14 protein-coding genes are annotated in these 14343 nt (G+C 72.6%); 6 read left to right on the forward strand and 8 right to left on the reverse strand.

Annotation, left to right across the window (positions count from 1 at the left end):
• The 5 genes from ACZ53K_RS38725 to ACZ53K_RS38745 all read right to left on the reverse strand — a co-directional run.
• On the reverse strand, positions 1 to 269 hold a 269-nt coding region (locus ACZ53K_RS38725), incomplete at its 3' end, for a hypothetical protein (RefSeq protein WP_468846637.1).
• 58 nt (positions 270 to 327) lie between these two features.
• Entirely contained in the window at positions 328 to 1215 is an 888-nt protein-coding gene (locus tag ACZ53K_RS38730; RefSeq protein ID WP_468846639.1) for an SAM-dependent methyltransferase, read from the reverse strand.
• Positions 1216 to 1632: 417 nt separating this feature from the next.
• Entirely contained in the window at positions 1633 to 2742 is a 1110-nt protein-coding gene (locus ACZ53K_RS38735; RefSeq protein WP_468846641.1) for a trypsin-like serine peptidase, read from the reverse strand.
• Positions 2743 to 2919: 177 nt separating this feature from the next.
• Entirely contained in the window at positions 2920 to 3747 is an 828-nt protein-coding gene (locus ACZ53K_RS38740) for an SDR family oxidoreductase (protein WP_468846643.1), read from the reverse strand.
• Between the two features lie 59 nt (positions 3748 to 3806).
• On the reverse strand, positions 3807 to 4748 hold the full coding sequence (locus tag ACZ53K_RS38745) for a DUF4429 domain-containing protein (RefSeq protein WP_468846645.1): 942 nt from the start codon (positions 4746 to 4748) through the stop codon (positions 3807 to 3809).
• 313 nt (positions 4749 to 5061) lie between these two features.
• Between ACZ53K_RS38745 and ACZ53K_RS38750 the strand changes: the two genes are divergently transcribed.
• From ACZ53K_RS38750 to ACZ53K_RS38765, 4 genes are all read left to right on the forward strand, one after another.
• Complete coding sequence (locus ACZ53K_RS38750) at positions 5062 to 6666, forward strand: alkaline phosphatase D family protein (protein ID WP_468846740.1); 1605 nt, start codon at positions 5062 to 5064, stop codon at positions 6664 to 6666.
• Between the two features lie 121 nt (positions 6667 to 6787).
• On the forward strand, positions 6788 to 8107 hold the full coding sequence (locus tag ACZ53K_RS38755; protein ID WP_468846647.1) for a multidrug effflux MFS transporter: 1320 nt from the start codon (positions 6788 to 6790) through the stop codon (positions 8105 to 8107).
• 77 nt (positions 8108 to 8184) lie between these two features.
• Positions 8185 to 9276 (forward strand): serine hydrolase domain-containing protein, encoded by a 1092-nt coding sequence (locus ACZ53K_RS38760; protein ID WP_468846649.1) that lies wholly within the window; start codon positions 8185 to 8187, stop codon positions 9274 to 9276.
• A gap of 48 nt (positions 9277 to 9324) precedes the next feature.
• Positions 9325 to 10302 (forward strand): small ribosomal subunit Rsm22 family protein, encoded by a 978-nt coding sequence (locus ACZ53K_RS38765; RefSeq protein WP_468846650.1) that lies wholly within the window; start codon positions 9325 to 9327, stop codon positions 10300 to 10302.
• A 28-nt stretch (positions 10303 to 10330) separates the two neighbouring features.
• On the opposite strand, the gene ddaH is transcribed toward ACZ53K_RS38765, so the two are convergent.
• A complete protein-coding gene (gene ddaH / locus ACZ53K_RS38770; protein WP_468846653.1) occupies positions 10331 to 11167 on the reverse strand; it encodes a dimethylargininase in 837 nt (278 codons plus the stop codon).
• A gap of 110 nt (positions 11168 to 11277) precedes the next feature.
• A complete protein-coding gene (locus ACZ53K_RS38775) occupies positions 11278 to 11466 on the reverse strand; it encodes a DUF6243 family protein (protein WP_030019783.1) in 189 nt (62 codons plus the stop codon).
• 123 nt (positions 11467 to 11589) lie between these two features.
• Between ACZ53K_RS38775 and ACZ53K_RS38780 the strand changes: the two genes are divergently transcribed.
• Together ACZ53K_RS38780 and ACZ53K_RS38785 are read left to right on the forward strand one after the other, a co-directional pair.
• Entirely contained in the window at positions 11590 to 12192 is a 603-nt protein-coding gene (locus tag ACZ53K_RS38780) for a TetR/AcrR family transcriptional regulator (protein WP_468846656.1), read from the forward strand.
• Positions 12193 to 12372: 180 nt separating this feature from the next.
• Positions 12373 to 13122, forward strand: a complete 750-nt coding sequence (locus ACZ53K_RS38785; protein ID WP_468846658.1) for a bifunctional DNA primase/polymerase — start codon at positions 12373 to 12375, stop codon at positions 13120 to 13122.
• Between the two features lie 123 nt (positions 13123 to 13245).
• On the opposite strand, the gene ACZ53K_RS38790 is transcribed toward ACZ53K_RS38785, so the two are convergent.
• Positions 13246 to 14223: an SCO2278 family lipoprotein gene (locus ACZ53K_RS38790; RefSeq protein WP_468846660.1), complete on the reverse strand. Its 978-nt coding sequence runs from the start codon at positions 14221 to 14223 to the stop codon at positions 13246 to 13248.
• Positions 14224 to 14343 lie beyond the last annotated feature (120 nt).

Raw genomic sequence — 14343 nt, forward strand, 5'->3', positions numbered from 1 at the left:
TAGGGGGCCAGGCCGCTGGTGGTGATGTTCCATGCGTAGAGCAGGCCGGCCAGGGCCGCGACGGCGAGCAGGGCGGGGCGCGCCCAGGGGGGCTGATTGTCGGGGGAGCGCCACACCTCCCAACGGCGGCGCGGCCGTCGGCGCGGCGTGGTGTCCAGGGGTGAGGGCGTGCGCTGGGCGGGCGGCGAAAGCGGCGCGGACCGGGTGGGGGAGGCGGCGGAAGGCGGGGAATCGGAATCGGGCAGGCCGAAGGGCGGTTTGGCGACCATAGGGGGAAGTCAGCTCTCGGATCGGTGCGGGCGGGGCTGCCGGGCCCGGATCGGGCGGTCAGTTTTCCGGCTTGCTGAGCAGCAGCAGGTAATAGTCCACGTGTTCCCGGCAGAATGTGCGGAACGGCTCCATCAGCGGATCGGTGTGCGCGGTGGCCTCTTTTCCGAAACGCTGCTCGATCTCATCGCGCCGTTCTCGGTAAAGCGTGTACATCAGCTCGCCGCACAGTGCGATGTTCGATGTCATGTTCTGTATGCGGGTGATACGGAATCCGGCTTCTTCGGCCTCTTCGAGAAGCGTGGCGAAGGGGGTGGGCGGCGGGGATGTCCACAGCCGGGTGAAGGCCTCCGTCTCCGCGGGGACGGCGGTGCCGCGCCGGGCGAACTCCGTCATCAGCAGACGGCCGCCGGGCCGCAGGACGCGCCGGACCTCGCGCAGTCCGGCGGGCCGGTCCGAGAGGTGGGGGAAGCAGTCGATGGACCAGGCCGCGTCGTACGAGTCGTCCGCGTGGTCGAGCCGCATCACGTTGCCGTACGCGAAGCCGACCCGGTCGGCGAGGCCGGTGGCGGCGGCCACCCGTTGCGCGCACCTGGCGAGTTGCTCCTTGCTGACGGTGATGCCGGTGACCCGGCCGCCGGTGCGCCGGGCCAGGTGGATGGCCGGGCCGCCGGTGCCGCAGCCGATGTCGAGCAGGCGGGCGTCCGGCGGCAGGCCGTCGGCCAGGATGTCGGCGAGGTACTCGGTCTGCCGGTCCTGGGCGAGGTCGGACAGGCCGAGGAGGGAGGCGGCCCGGGTGCGTTCACCGTGCGGGACGAACATGCCGACGTGCAGGGCGCTGCCGCCGAGCACCATGGCGAGCAGGTCGCCGAACCGGCCGTACATGGCGCCGACTTCTTCAGGGGCGGGCGCCGGGCCGCTGTTCGCACTGCTGTCGGTCACTGTCATGGAAGTCCCCTCGGCGACGGATGGTCGGGCAAGGAATCAGTGAGCAGGGAGTGCACTTCTGTCCGCCGGACGCTAGCACCGAATTGCCCGGAGTGGGGGTCATCCATTCCGCGGGGAAAGAAATGAGACAGGGGGGAGTGGGGAATTCATGATCCGTTCGGGGGATGCCGTCACGGGGTAATTGTGGCTGGTGGCCGGGCGTCGATGAGTTTTCCATGAGAAGGGCATGAAAAGCGTGAGAATGACGCCATGGGCATACCGAGTTTCCCCCATGTGTGCGTGGATTATCAGCCCCGGAAATGAGAGCTCCGGGGAACAACCCCGTGCGGTGCCTGCCGTCCGGAGGGGCGGCCGGTGGGCGTACCCCTCCGGACGGTGTGTGACGGGCCGCCGCCGGGCCGGGCGGGAGCGGTCCGGTCAGCTCGACTGCGCCTCGTCGTAGAGGTTTTCGGCGTCGTCACCGAAGTACGGCCCGAACATGGTGTTGGGCAGGAAGGTGTAGCCGAAGCTGTTCACCGAGGACTGCAGGCCGGCGCCGGTGGCCTCGTCGAACGAGGTGAACCAGGGGCCGCCGCTGGAGCCGCCCGTCATGTTGCAGGACAGCCCGTGGTCCCGGGAGAACAGCGGGTCCTTGATGGTGTTGCCGCTGCAGTAGATGAGTTTGCTGCCGTCGTACGGTGCGGCGGCCGGGTAACCGAAGGCGTACATCGGCTTGTTGTAGCCGGTGTTGAACGCGAGCCCCTGGCCGCCGACGACATCGGTCAGCCGCTGTCCGCCGACCGGGGCGACGACCGCGGCGCCGACGTCGTAGTTGATGTCCTCGCTCGCCGTCCACTGCGGTGTGCTGAGGGTCTTGGAGGCGGCCCACTTGCCGTACGGGGCCTGGCCGTCGCGGTAGCCGGGCACGAAGACCCAGTCGCTGTGCCAGGCGCCGTTGAGCTTCACGCAGTGCCCGGCGGTGATCACCGTGCTCTTGTTCGCGCTGGTGACGGCGTTGCCCGAGCAGGAGGCGGTACGGCCCTGGTAGGTGAAGAACACCCGGCCCGCGGTGTTCGTCACGGTGCCGCCGCCGGTCCACGGGGCGCCCGCCTGCGGGAAGGACTTGGGGACGGAGGCGGCGGAGGAGGCGGTGGGGAGGGTGGGGCGTACGGTGCGCTCGGGGCCGCTCCGTACCGGGGAGGCGGTCCGGTCCGCCGTGCTGCCGGATCGTTTCGCCGCCGTGCCGGATCGTTTCGCCCCCGGCCCGTCGGCTCCGGCCGACAGCAGGTCCAGCGGGGTGGCCTCGCGCATCCGCTCCGCCGTCCAGAAGTCGGCCACGGAGGAGGCCGCCGTACCCGTACCGGCCGTACCCGTACCGGCCGTACCCGTACCGGCCGAGGCCGTGTCCGTACCCGTACCGGCCGCGCCCGCCGCGCCGGTCTGGAGCGCCGCGCCGAGCAGGACGCCGGCCGCGGTCAGGGCACCGGCGACGGCACGGGACATACCGCGTCGGCGGGCGCCGGGGAAGGTGCTGACGTTTCGTCTCACGCGTGACTCCTTCTGCGGGGCCGCGTGGTGGCGAACCGCGCGGCCGTCGTCTACGTGGCCGCGGATTCCGCGGCCCGGCAGATGAGCGGTGCGGATGGACGTGCGTCAGGAAGAGTCCCACCGGATGCGCCGTCTGTCAGGAGCGCGTCCCGCCGGAGTCCGGCGGCCGGGCGGTCCTCAGCCCCGCCCGATGTACGGCATGGCCGTCGCCATCACCGTCGCGAACTGCACGTTCGCCCCCAGCGGCAGCTGCGCCATGTGCAGGACCGTACGGGCCACGTCCGCCGCGTCCATCACCGGTTCGGCCGCCGTCGTCCCGTTGGCCTGGAGGATGCCGGACCGCATCCGGCCGGTCATCTCGGTCGCCGCGTTGCCGATGTCGATCTGGCCGCAGGCGATGTCGTACGGACGCCCGTCCAGGGAGAGGGACTTGGTCAGGCCGGTCATCGCGTGCTTGGTGGCGGTGTAGGCGACGGAGTGCGGGCGCGGGGCGTGCGCGGAGACGGAGCCGTTGTTGATGATGCGGCCGCCGCGCGGGTCCTGCTGCCGCATCGTGCGGAAGGCGGCCTGGGCGCACAGGAACGCGCCGGTGAGGTTGGTGTCGACGACCGTGCGCCAGTCGTCGTACGACAGTTCCTCCAGCGGTACGGGCGGGCCGAAGGTGCCGGCGTTGTTGAAGAGGAGGTCCAGCCGCCCGAAGCGGTCATGGACCGCGGCGAACAGGGCGTCCACCTGATCGGGGCGGGTGATGTCGGCCGGTACGCGCAGGGTGGCGCCGTCCGTGTCCCGTGCCGCCTGGCGCGCGGTCTCCGCCAGGGCGTCGGCGCGCCGCCCGGCGAGCGCCACCGACCAGCCGGCCCCGGCGAGGGTCAGCGCGACGGCGCGGCCGATGCCGGAACCGGCGCCGGTGACCAGGGCGACCGGTGCGGGCTGGGGAGTGGGTGGGGAAGTGGGTGAGGGAGCGGGTGGGGTGGTGGTGCCGGGGCGGGGGTCGGATGTCGTCATGGCGGCAGGGTAAGGCGCGGCCCGTACGCCGCGGCGGAGCCGCTACCGGGCAAACGCGTTCAGCCCGCCCCCTGAAAGTCCTTGAGTACGGCGGCCTTGGCGGCGGTGAACTCTTCGGCGGTGAGGATGCCGTCCCGGTGGAGTTCGCCCAGTTCGCGCAGCCGGCGCAGCAGTACGTCGGCGCCCTCGCCGCCGCTCCCGCTGCCCGTCTCCACCGTCCGCTCCAGGGCCGGTGCGTCCGGCGTCCCGGCCACCGAGCCCGCGGCCGCCGGGCCCGCAGCCGCCGGTGCGGGGCCGCCCGACGGGTGCGGCAGCCGCGCCGCGACCGCCGCCGCGAGCAGGGCCGTGCGGCCGCTCTCCTTCTTGAATCCCCACAGTTCGATGGCGTTCGGGTCGTGTTCCGGCTTGAGTTTCACCGTGCTGCCCTTCGGCCGGAAGCGCAGATAGCCGGATTCCAGGCCGGCGGCGGGCCGCCAGTCGACCCCGGCCAGGTCGGCGAGGGTGAAGTCCCGTGCGCCGCCGTGTTTCTTGCTCTCGTTGGTGGACCAGCGCCAGTCGATGTGTACGTGTTCCCCGTCGAAGGTCGCCACTCCGTCCACGCCCGCCGCGGACAGCGGTACGGCGGGGCCCGGCAGCAGGTAGCGGTCGGTGGGTCCGGTCGCCACCTGGTCGAGCAGGAGGGACTGGCGCACCTCGTCGGCGAAGTACTCGGCGACGCCGGTACGGTCCGGGTCCACGGCGACCTGGTACGGGTTGGCGTCGTCCGGCAGGCTGCCGCCGGTGACGTACAGCAGCGGGTCGGCGCCGTCCCGCAGCCGCAGGCGCAACCGGCCGCCCTTGCGGGCCGGTTCGTAGGCGATGCCCGCCAGTGCCTCCAGCGGTACGGACGTCTCGCCCAGGTCCTGCCGCAGCCGGTGCACGCCCCGCTCCCGCCCCGGCACGATCCACACCCGGTCACCGTCGAAGGACCATGTGCCGTCGCGCACCATCAGTTCAGCCATGCCCGGATCCTACGGAAACGCCGGTCCGGCCGAGGAGGGGACGGTCTCGCCGGACCCCGGACACCCGAACCGCCCGGCCAGGGACGGCCCGGGGCGGCCCCCGCCGTGATTGTCCGCAGGCGCCCGATGCGGGCGCAGACATCATCCGCTTGTCATGTGTGCGTCGAACGGGGGACAGCGGAACGCCGTCCCCCGCCCCTCCAATCGCTGGTGACAACACCGGTCCAGGGAGGGGCAGATGGCCCGTCAAGGTCAGTACGAGCAGGACGCGCGGCCCGGACAGGGGCCCCAGGACGCTCCGCACACGCAGGAGATGCGGACCGCCGCCGCACAGCTCGCCCGGCGCCGTTTCCTCACCGGCACCGGGGCCGCCGCGGCGCTGGCCTTCGCGGCCAACCTGCCGGGCACCGGCGTCGCGTACGCCGCCGCCGAGGCCGACGCCCGGAAGATCACCGAGAACCCCTTCACACTGGGGGTGGCCTCCGGCGACCCGCTGCCCGGCTCCGTCGTGCTGTGGACCCGGCTCGCCCCGAAGCCGTACGAGCCGGGCAGCGGTATGCCGCAGGCCCGGGTGACGGTGCGCTGGGAGGTCGCGTACGACGAGAAGTTCCGGCGGCTGGCGGGGCGCGGGCGGGCCGAGGCGCACCCGGAGTTCAACCACGCGGTGCACATCGAGGCCACCGGCCTCGCGCCGGACCGCGTCTACTACTACCGCTTCCGCGCCGGCGACTGGATCAGCCCGGCCGGCCGGACCCGCACCGCGCCCGCGCCCGGCGCGAAGAACAGCGAACTGCGGCTGGGCGTCGTCTCCTGCCAGGCGTACCACGACGGTTATTACACCGCCCACCGGCATCTGGCCGCCGAGGACCTCGATGTCGTCTTCCACCTCGGTGACTATCTGTACGAGTACCCGGTGGACGCCGTCGGCGGCGCCCGCAAGTACACCGACCGCAAGCTGCCCGCGCGCTTCAACCGCGAGACGGTGACGCTGGAGGACTACCGGCTGCGGTACGCGCTCTACAAGTCCGACCCCGACCTCCAGGCCGCGCACGCCGCGCACCCGTTCATCGTCACCTGGGACGACCACGAGGTGGAGAACAACTACGCCGACGACGTCAGCGAGAAGAACGACCCCAAGGGCGAGTTCCTGCTGCGCCGCGCCGCCGCCTACCGCGCGTACTGGGAGAACCAGCCGCTGCGCCGCCCGCAGCGCCCGAACGGCCCGGACGCCCGGCTCTACCGCCGCGTGCGCTTCGGGCAGCTGGCTCAGTTCGATGTGCTCGACACCCGCCAGTACCGTTCCGACCAGGCGTACGGCGACGGCTGGCGCACCCCGGGACCCGAGTCCGCCGACCCGAAGCGCACCCTGACCGGCAAGGAGCAGGAGCGCTGGCTGATCGACGGCTGGCGGTCCTCCTCGGCGCTGTGGAACGTACTGCCGCAGCAGGTCACCTTCGCCGAGCGGCGCAACGCCACCGGGCCCGGCTACAAGCTCAGCATGGACTCCTGGGACGGTTACGCCGCTTCCCGCGAGCGGGTGCTGAAGGGGGCGGAGGCGGCGGGCGTGGACAACCTGGTCGTGCTGACCGGCGATGTGCACGTGCACTATGCGTTCGACATCAAGCGGGATTTCCGGGACGAGAAGTCGCGTACCGCGGGCGTGGAGTTCGTGACCACCTCGATCACCAGCGGCGAGGACGGCGCGGACAAGCCGGCCAACTGGGGCACCTACCTGGCCGCCAACCCGCACCTGAAGTTCTACAACGGCCGGCGCGGCTATGTGACGGTCACGCTGGACCGGGAGAAGGCGCGTGCCGACTTCCGTACGGTGTCGAAGGTGACGGAGCCGGGGGCGCCGGTCCGCACGGCGGGTTCGTTCGTGTCCGAGGCGGGCAGCCCGGGGCTCAAGCCGGCCTGAGTCCGTACGCCGGGGGCGGGACATGGGGCTCCCGCCCGGAGGCCGGTCCGGAAAACACGCGCCGGAGTCCGTTCCGTGCATGACACCATGGTCTGGCCATCGATCATCCATGGAGACACTCATGACGGACCCCGGCACCGGAACGACGGAGCCCCAGGACAGCGTTCCGATAGCCGAGCGGGACGTGGCGGCGGCGCCCGCCGCGTCCCGCCGCAGCAGCCTGCTCGTCACCCTCGTCCTCGGCGGCCTGACCGCGGTGCCGCCGCTTTCCATGGACATGTACCTGCCGGCCCTGCCGGAGGTCACCAACGCGCTGCACAGCCCGGCCGCCACCGTCCAGCTCACCCTGACCACCTGCCTCGCGGGCATGGCCCTCGGACAGATGGTCGTCGGGCCGATGAGCGACAAGTGGGGCCGCCGGCGTCCGCTGCTCGTCGGCATGGTGATCTACATCCTCGCCACCGCGCTGTGCGCCCTGGCCACCAACGCCGAACTGCTCATCGCCTTCCGCCTGCTCCAGGGCCTGGCGGGCGCGGCCGGCATCGTCATCGCCCGGGCCGTCGTCCGCGACCTGTACGACGGCGTGGCGATGGCCCGCTTCTTCTCCACCCTGATGCTGATCTCCGGCGTCGCCCCCGTCGTCGCGCCGCTGATCGGCGGGCAGATCCTGCGGATCACCGACTGGCGCGGCGTCTTCGTCGTACTGACCGTGGTCGGAGTGCTGCTCACCCTGCTCGTCTGGCGCCGCCTGCACGAGACGCTGCCGCCCGAGCGGCGGCACTCCGGCGGCCTCGGCGAGGCCTTGGGCACCATGCGCTCGCTGCTCGCCGACCGCGCCTTCTCCGGCTACCTGATCGTCGGCGCGTTCGCCTTCGCCGCGCTGTTCGCGTACATCTCCGCCTCGCCGTTCGTGATCCAGGAGATCTACGGCGCCTCCCCGCAGACCTTCAGCCTGCTGTTCGGCGTCAACTCCGTGGGCCTCGTCCTGGTCGGCCAGATCAACGGCAAGGTACTGGTCGGCCGGGTCAGCCTGGACGTGGTGCTGGGCATCGGCCTGGGCCTGATCACCGCCGCCGCGACGGCGCTGCTGCTGATGGCCGGCGGCGCCTTCGGCGAGGTCGGGCTGTGGCCGATGGCCGCCGGGCTGTTCGTCCTGATGTCCGCGATGGGTCTGGTCATGCCGTCGGCCAACACCAAGGCGCTGCTGCGCTCCGGGCACGCGGCGGGCTCCGCCTCGGCCCTGCTGGGCACCTCCACCTTCCTCCTCGGCTCGATCGCCTCGCCGCTCGTCGGCATCGCGGGCGAGCACACGGCCGTACCGATGGCGGTGGTCCAGCTCTCCTGTGGCGTACTGGCGCTGCTGAGCTTCCTGGGACTGTGCCGCCCGTGGCAGCGTAGGGAGGAGACCGCCACCGGGACCGGCGAGAGGACCAGGCTCTGAACGCAACGGCACTGCGACACGGCACCCCCGCCGCCGCGGGACTGGACCCCGCCTGGATACGGCACCTCGTACGCGGGGTGCGGGAGGCGACCGAGGGGCCGGACCCCTGGTGCGCGGGTGCCGTGGTGCTCGCCGGGCGCGGCCCGGTGGTCGCCGCCGAGGAGGCGGCGGGCTGGGCACTGCGCTACGCGGGCTACGACCCCGAGCAGGACCGCGGTGTGGAACTGCCCCCGGAGCAGCGGGAGCCGACGCGCGTCGGCACGGTCTTCGACCTGGCCTCGCTGACCAAGCTGTGCACCGCGGTCGTGGCGGTGCAGCAGGCGGAGCGGGGGCTGCTGGACCTGGACGCCGCGGCGGACCGCTGGCTGCCGGGCTTCGCCGCCGGCATCACGGTCCGCGGCCTGCTCACCCACACCTCGGGCCTGCGCCCGGAGCTGCCGTTCCACGAGCGCCAGGGGCGCGCGGCCCAGCTGGAGCTGCTGTGGGCGGAAGCGGCGGCGCCCGCCGAGCCGCCCGGCGGCACGTACCGCTACTCCGACCTCAACCTCATCGCCCTCCAGCTGATCCTCGAACGGCTCACCGGCCTGCGGCTGGACGCCCTCGTGGCGCACGGGATCACCGGCCCGCTGGGCATGACCAGCACGTCGTTCGGTCCGCTGGCCCCGGTGGGCGTGGCCGCGACCGAGGACCAGCGGCGGCCGTGGGCCAAGGCGGACCGCGGCCTGGTGCGCGGGGTGGTGCACGACGAGAACGCGTGGGCGCTCGGCGGAGTCGCCGGGCACGCGGGCCTGTTCTCGACGGCGCAGGACCTGGCGGTGCTGTGCCGGACGCTGCTCAGCGGCGGCGTGTACGGCCGGGAGCGCATCCTGAGCGGGAAGTCGGTGGCGCTGCTGCTGGACCCGCCGGGCCTCGGCTTCGGCGTGGACCAGCCGTGGTTCATGGGCGAGCTGGCGGGGCGCGGCGCGGCCGGGCACACCGGGTTCACCGGTACGAGCCTGGTGCTGGACCGGGCGACCGACACGTTCCTGGTGCTGCTGGCCAACACCGTCCATCCGCGGCGGCGCGAGGCGGGCAGCGGACCGCGGGCGGCGGCTGCGACCCGGCTGGCGCGGGCGGTACGGGCCGGTTCGGCCGGGCGGCACGGCAGGACCGGCACGTCGGCCCCGTGACCGGGCGGCAGGGCAGAACCGTCACATCAGCCCCGTAAAATAGCCGGAATGCACGACGAACTGCGCGCCGCACTGGCCGGCCTGCTCGACGGCCTGCCGCCCACGCAGGCCGCGCGGGCCGTCGACCGGCTGATCGCCAACTACCGGGGCCGGACACCGACCGACGCCCCGGTCCTCCGGGACCGCGCGGATGTCGCCGCGTACGCCGCCTACCGGATGCCCGCGACCTTCGAGGCCGTACGGCACGCGCTGGACGCCTTCGCGGCGCGGCTGCCGGACTGGGCGCCCGCCTCCCATGTGGACATCGGCGGCGGCACCGGCGCCGCGACCTGGGCGGTCGCGGCCACCTGGGCCGGCCACCGCACGACCGTGTACGACTGGGCCGAACCGGCGCTGGAGCTGGGCCGCGAGCTGGCCGCCGGCGTCCTGCCGGACACCGACTGGCAGCGCCGGGCCATCAACGCGGGCATGGCGGTCCCGGCGGGCACGGACCTGGTCACCGTCTCGTACGTGCTCGGCGAGCTGCGCCCGGAGGACCGCCGCGCGGTCGTCGGCGCGGCGGCCGGGGCGTCGGCCGTCGTCCTGATCGAGCCCGGCACCCCGGACGGCTACCTGCGTATCCGCGAGGCCCGCGAGCAGCTGACCGACGCCGGGCTGCGCGTCCTCGCACCGTGCCCGCACAGCGGTATGTGCCCGATCGTGCCGGGCGAGGACTGGTGCCACATGGCCGCCCGGGTGAACCGCTCCTCGCTGCACCGTCAGGTCAAGGGCGGCTCGCTGCCGTACGAGGACGAGAAGTTCAGCTATGTCGCGGCGGTGCGGCCGGAGGCGGTGGCCGGCGCGGCGGCCGTCCCCGCCCCCTCCCGTGTCGTCCGCAAGCCCCAGCTCCGCAAGGGACAGGTCCTGCTGGACCTCTGTACGGAGGAGGGGCTGCGGCGCGACACGGTCACCAAGCGGCACGGCGACCGTTACAAGGCGGCCCGCGACGCGGAGTGGGGCGACGCCTGGGAGCGGCCGGCGGGCTGACCGGTGACTGACGGGCTGACCAGCCCCGTTACGGGAGGGCCGGGCGCAGCTCCTGGGTGCAGCACTTGACGCTGCCGCCGCCCTTGAGCAGTTCGGTCAGGTCCATGCCGACCGGCTCGTACCCGCGCTCGCGGAGCGGGGCGAAGAGCCCCACCGCGGCCTGCGGCAGCAGGACGTGCCGCCCGTCGCTGACCGCGTTCAGCCCGAACGCCTCCGCGTCCGCGCGCGAGGCGATCAGGGCGTCGGGGAAGAGCCGGGCCAGTACGGCGCGGCTGCCCTCGGAAAACGCGCCCGGGTAGTACATGACCTCCGAGTCCGTCGCGTCGTCCAGTACGCACAGCGCCGTGTCGAGGTGGTAATAGCGCGGGTCGACCAGGTCCAGGCCGATCACCGGGCGGCCGAAGTACTCCTGCGCCTCGGCGTGCGAGAGCGGGCTGCTGCGGAAGCCGCGCCCGGCCAGCAGCCAGGAGGCGGTGACCGCGAAGTCGCCTTCCGCCTCGTTGACGTTCTCCGGCTCGCGGACCTCGGTGAAGCCGTGGTCCCGGAACCACGCGGCGTGTACGGCGGCCTCGCCGCGGCGCTCCTCGAAGGCGAACCGCGCGCCGAGCACCCGGCCGTCCACGACGGTGGCGCCGTTGGCGGCGAAGACCATGTCCGGCAGGTCGGGGCGGGGCCGCAGCTCCTCGACGGTGTGGCCGAGCGCGCGGTAGCGGTCGCGCAGCACCTCCCACTGGGCGAGTGCCAGCGGCAGATCGACGGGTTTGTCCGGGTCCATCCAGGGATTGATGGAGTAGCTGACCTTGAAGTGGGCCGGCGGGCACATCAGGTAGCGCCGGGACCGGGCGCTGCGTCGGGCTGTACGCAAGGAAGGCTCCTCACGGTGGGTGGGACGCGGAGGCGTACGAGGTGCGTGCGTACGCGCTCGAATCGTCCACCGTGAGGAGCCTGTTGCGCAGTGATCCGATCGGGTGGTTTTCACCCCTGGCGGGTTTCTCCGGCGCCGCGCTGTTCCTGGAGCCTGCGCAGCAGGGCACGCCGCTGCGCCATCGGATCGGTGCCGCCGCCCACGCCGTTGCCGCCCCGGCCGCCGCGCAGCGCGCCGCGGGAGAGCTTGCTGCGGGTGCCGCCGACGCCGAGCATGTTGCCCGCGCTTCCCTTGCTCATGGGGTCATCTCCTTCGTTCGCCGACGAGCGAGACGGTGCGTCTCGTTCGTTGTCGAGTCTGGGCGAGACGCTCCGTCTTGTCAAGACGATACGTCTCGCCTCACCTCTCGGTAGACTCCGGCCATGACCAACAAGACAGCGCCCGACGCCACCCGCCGCAGCGAACGTTCGCGCCGCGCCATCTTCGACGCGGCCCTCTCCCTCGTCGGCGAGGTCGGCTACGACAAGCTCACGATCGAGGGCATCGCCTCCCGCGCCGGCGTCGGCAAACAGACGATCTACCGCTGGTGGCCCTCCAAGGCCGCCGTCCTGCTCGACGCCTTCACCCAGGACGTGGCGGGGTACGAGGCCGGGCTGCCGGACACCGGGGATCTCGCCGCCGACCTCAAGTTCGTCCTGCGGGCCACCGCCGACGAGTTCAACGACGAGAAGTGGCAGGCGCCCTACCGCGCGCTCGCTGCGGCCGGCGCGAACGACGCGGAGCTGTCGGCGCGGTTCGTCGACCGGCTGCTGGAGCCCGGCATCCGGGTGTACGTGAACCGGATGCGGGCCGCCCAGGAGGCGGGCGAGATCGGTCCCGGCGTGGATGTGCGGGTGGCGGCCGAGATGGTGCTGAGCCCCTTCTCGCAGCGCTGGCTGATGCGCACCGGCGAGCTGTCGTACGCGTATGTGGACACGCTGGTCGACATGGTGCTCGCGGGGCTGCGGCCGCGCACCTCCGGGTGAGGTGCCGGGAGTGTCCAGGGGGCGCGGAAGGTAAAGGAAGATGAACGAAGTGGGGTGGATACCGACCAGATTGGTGCTATTCGCCCGTTCTCCGGTCACCCCGGATCCGTACTCCGGTCACCCAAGGAGGAGGATGGTGGCAGCATTGATCCCAGACCACCGCTCGAAGTGAGGGGATAGATGGAACGCAAGAGCAGGTTCTCCCAGTGGCTTCGCCGGCCGAGGAGCGGTTCGGACGGCGGCGATACGGACACGGGATCGGCGGCCGGACAAGGCCGCGAGGACCTGCTGCTGGCAGTCGCCGACGCGGGTTTCCCGCTCGCCCCGGCGGCCCACCCCTCCGGCTACGGCTGTTCCTGCGAGCGCATCGGCTGTCCCACGCCCGGCCGGCACCCCGTCTCCTTCGGCTGGCAGACCGTCGCCAGCACCGACCGCGAGAAGGTCACCGCCTGGGCGCGCGCCTATCCGCAGGCCAATTTCATCACCGCCACCGGCATCGCCCACGACGTGCTGGACGTCCCCGTCGACGCGGGCCGCAGCGCCCTGGAGCGGCTGGAGGCGGCGGGCATCGAGGTCGGCCCGGTCGCGCTGAGCGGCGCGGCGCTCGGACAGGGCCGGATGCTGTTCTTCACCGCCACCCGCGGCACCCCGGACGACGAGGACGAGTGGTGGCCCTGCGAGCTGGACTGCCATCCGGAGACGATGGACGAGCATCCCGGCCTGCGCTGGCACTGCCGCGGCAGCTACGTCCTCCTGCCGCCCTCCCGGCTGCCCGGTGACCAGCCCGCGGTGGCCTGGCTGCGCGGCCCCGAACGGCCGGTGCCGGACCCGCTGACGCTGCTGGAGACGCTCACCGACGCCTGCGCGGCCTACGCGGACCAGCAGCCCGACCACGACCACGAAGCGGCGGCCTGGCCGATCGGCCGCTGACGCACACCCCCGCAGCCGGGTCCGCGGCACGGCCGCCGGACCCCGCCGGAGCCGGACGCCTCGCGCCGGCCCGTACCGTGCCGCCGGCGCCGCGCCCCGCGTGCAGCCGGCGCCGCGCCCCGCCTACAGCGACTTGGCGGACGTCTTCGCCTCCAGCCGGTGCAGCACACCGACCTTCCCGGAGGCGCTCTCGGCCGGGACCTTCACCACCTGCTCCGACAGGGTCGTGAAGGCCATCCGGTTGGACGGCTTCTCCGGACCCTCCATGATCCCCTTGAGCTCCGGGCCGATGCTGATCCGCGACCCCTCGGAGACCGTCTTCTGCTGGTGGTAATAGGTCGAGAAGAACACCAGCGCCCCGCCGTCCTTGGTCCGCAGCGCGACCGGCGCGAACCCGGACTCCTGGTCCTCGTACTGGATACGGGAACCGGGCTGCCGGCCCTGCCGCTCGCGCAGCGCCCGCCACCCGTCGGTGTGCGGCCCCGGGGCGAAGACCTCGCCCTTGCCGGTGTTCAGGTACGACGCGTACGCCTCACTCAGCTTGCCCGGCGCGATCTTCAGGCCGGAGTCCTTCGCGTCGGCCGGCACCGCCTCGGCGAAGCCGTCCCGGTCCGTCTTGAACTGCGGGACCTCCTCGTCGGTCAGCGAGGACAGATAGCTGGCCTTCCACTTCGCGCCGACGGAGTCCCGGGTGAACACCAGGAACCACCGCGCGTTGTTGCGGTTGCTGACCGCGTCCGCCAGGAACACCTTCGGCCAGCCCGCCTGCTTGGGCACGGTGAACGCCGGATTGGCCAGCTTCAGCGGCGGGAACTTGGGATTGCCCTGCGGGCTGACCGCGTGCCCCGCCTTGGTGAGCGCCTGGTCGACGGCGAGCAGCGAATCCGTCTCGTAGGTGGGGTTCACCTTCGGGTCCAGCTTGCTGTTGGACGCGTTGAAGCCGTCGACGAACTGCTGGAGGGCCTTGCCGGCCTCGTCCTTGGACACCGCGGGCAGCATCTCCCGTTCGCCGTGCACGGTCATGCACCCGCTCAGCGTCAGCAGCGCCGCGCTCGCGGCGGTCAGCGCTACGGGCACCCGGAACGGCGACCTGCGTGTCATGGGGCTCGGGCTCCTTCGGGGCGACCGGGGCCGGGGCGGACCGGGCGGCCGCCGGGGTGGCACGATTCGGCGCAACACTACCGGGGGCGGGGGAGCGGACGGGCGCGGGGACCGGGAACA

Source organism: Streptomyces sp. NPDC033221, from assembly GCF_055577005.1.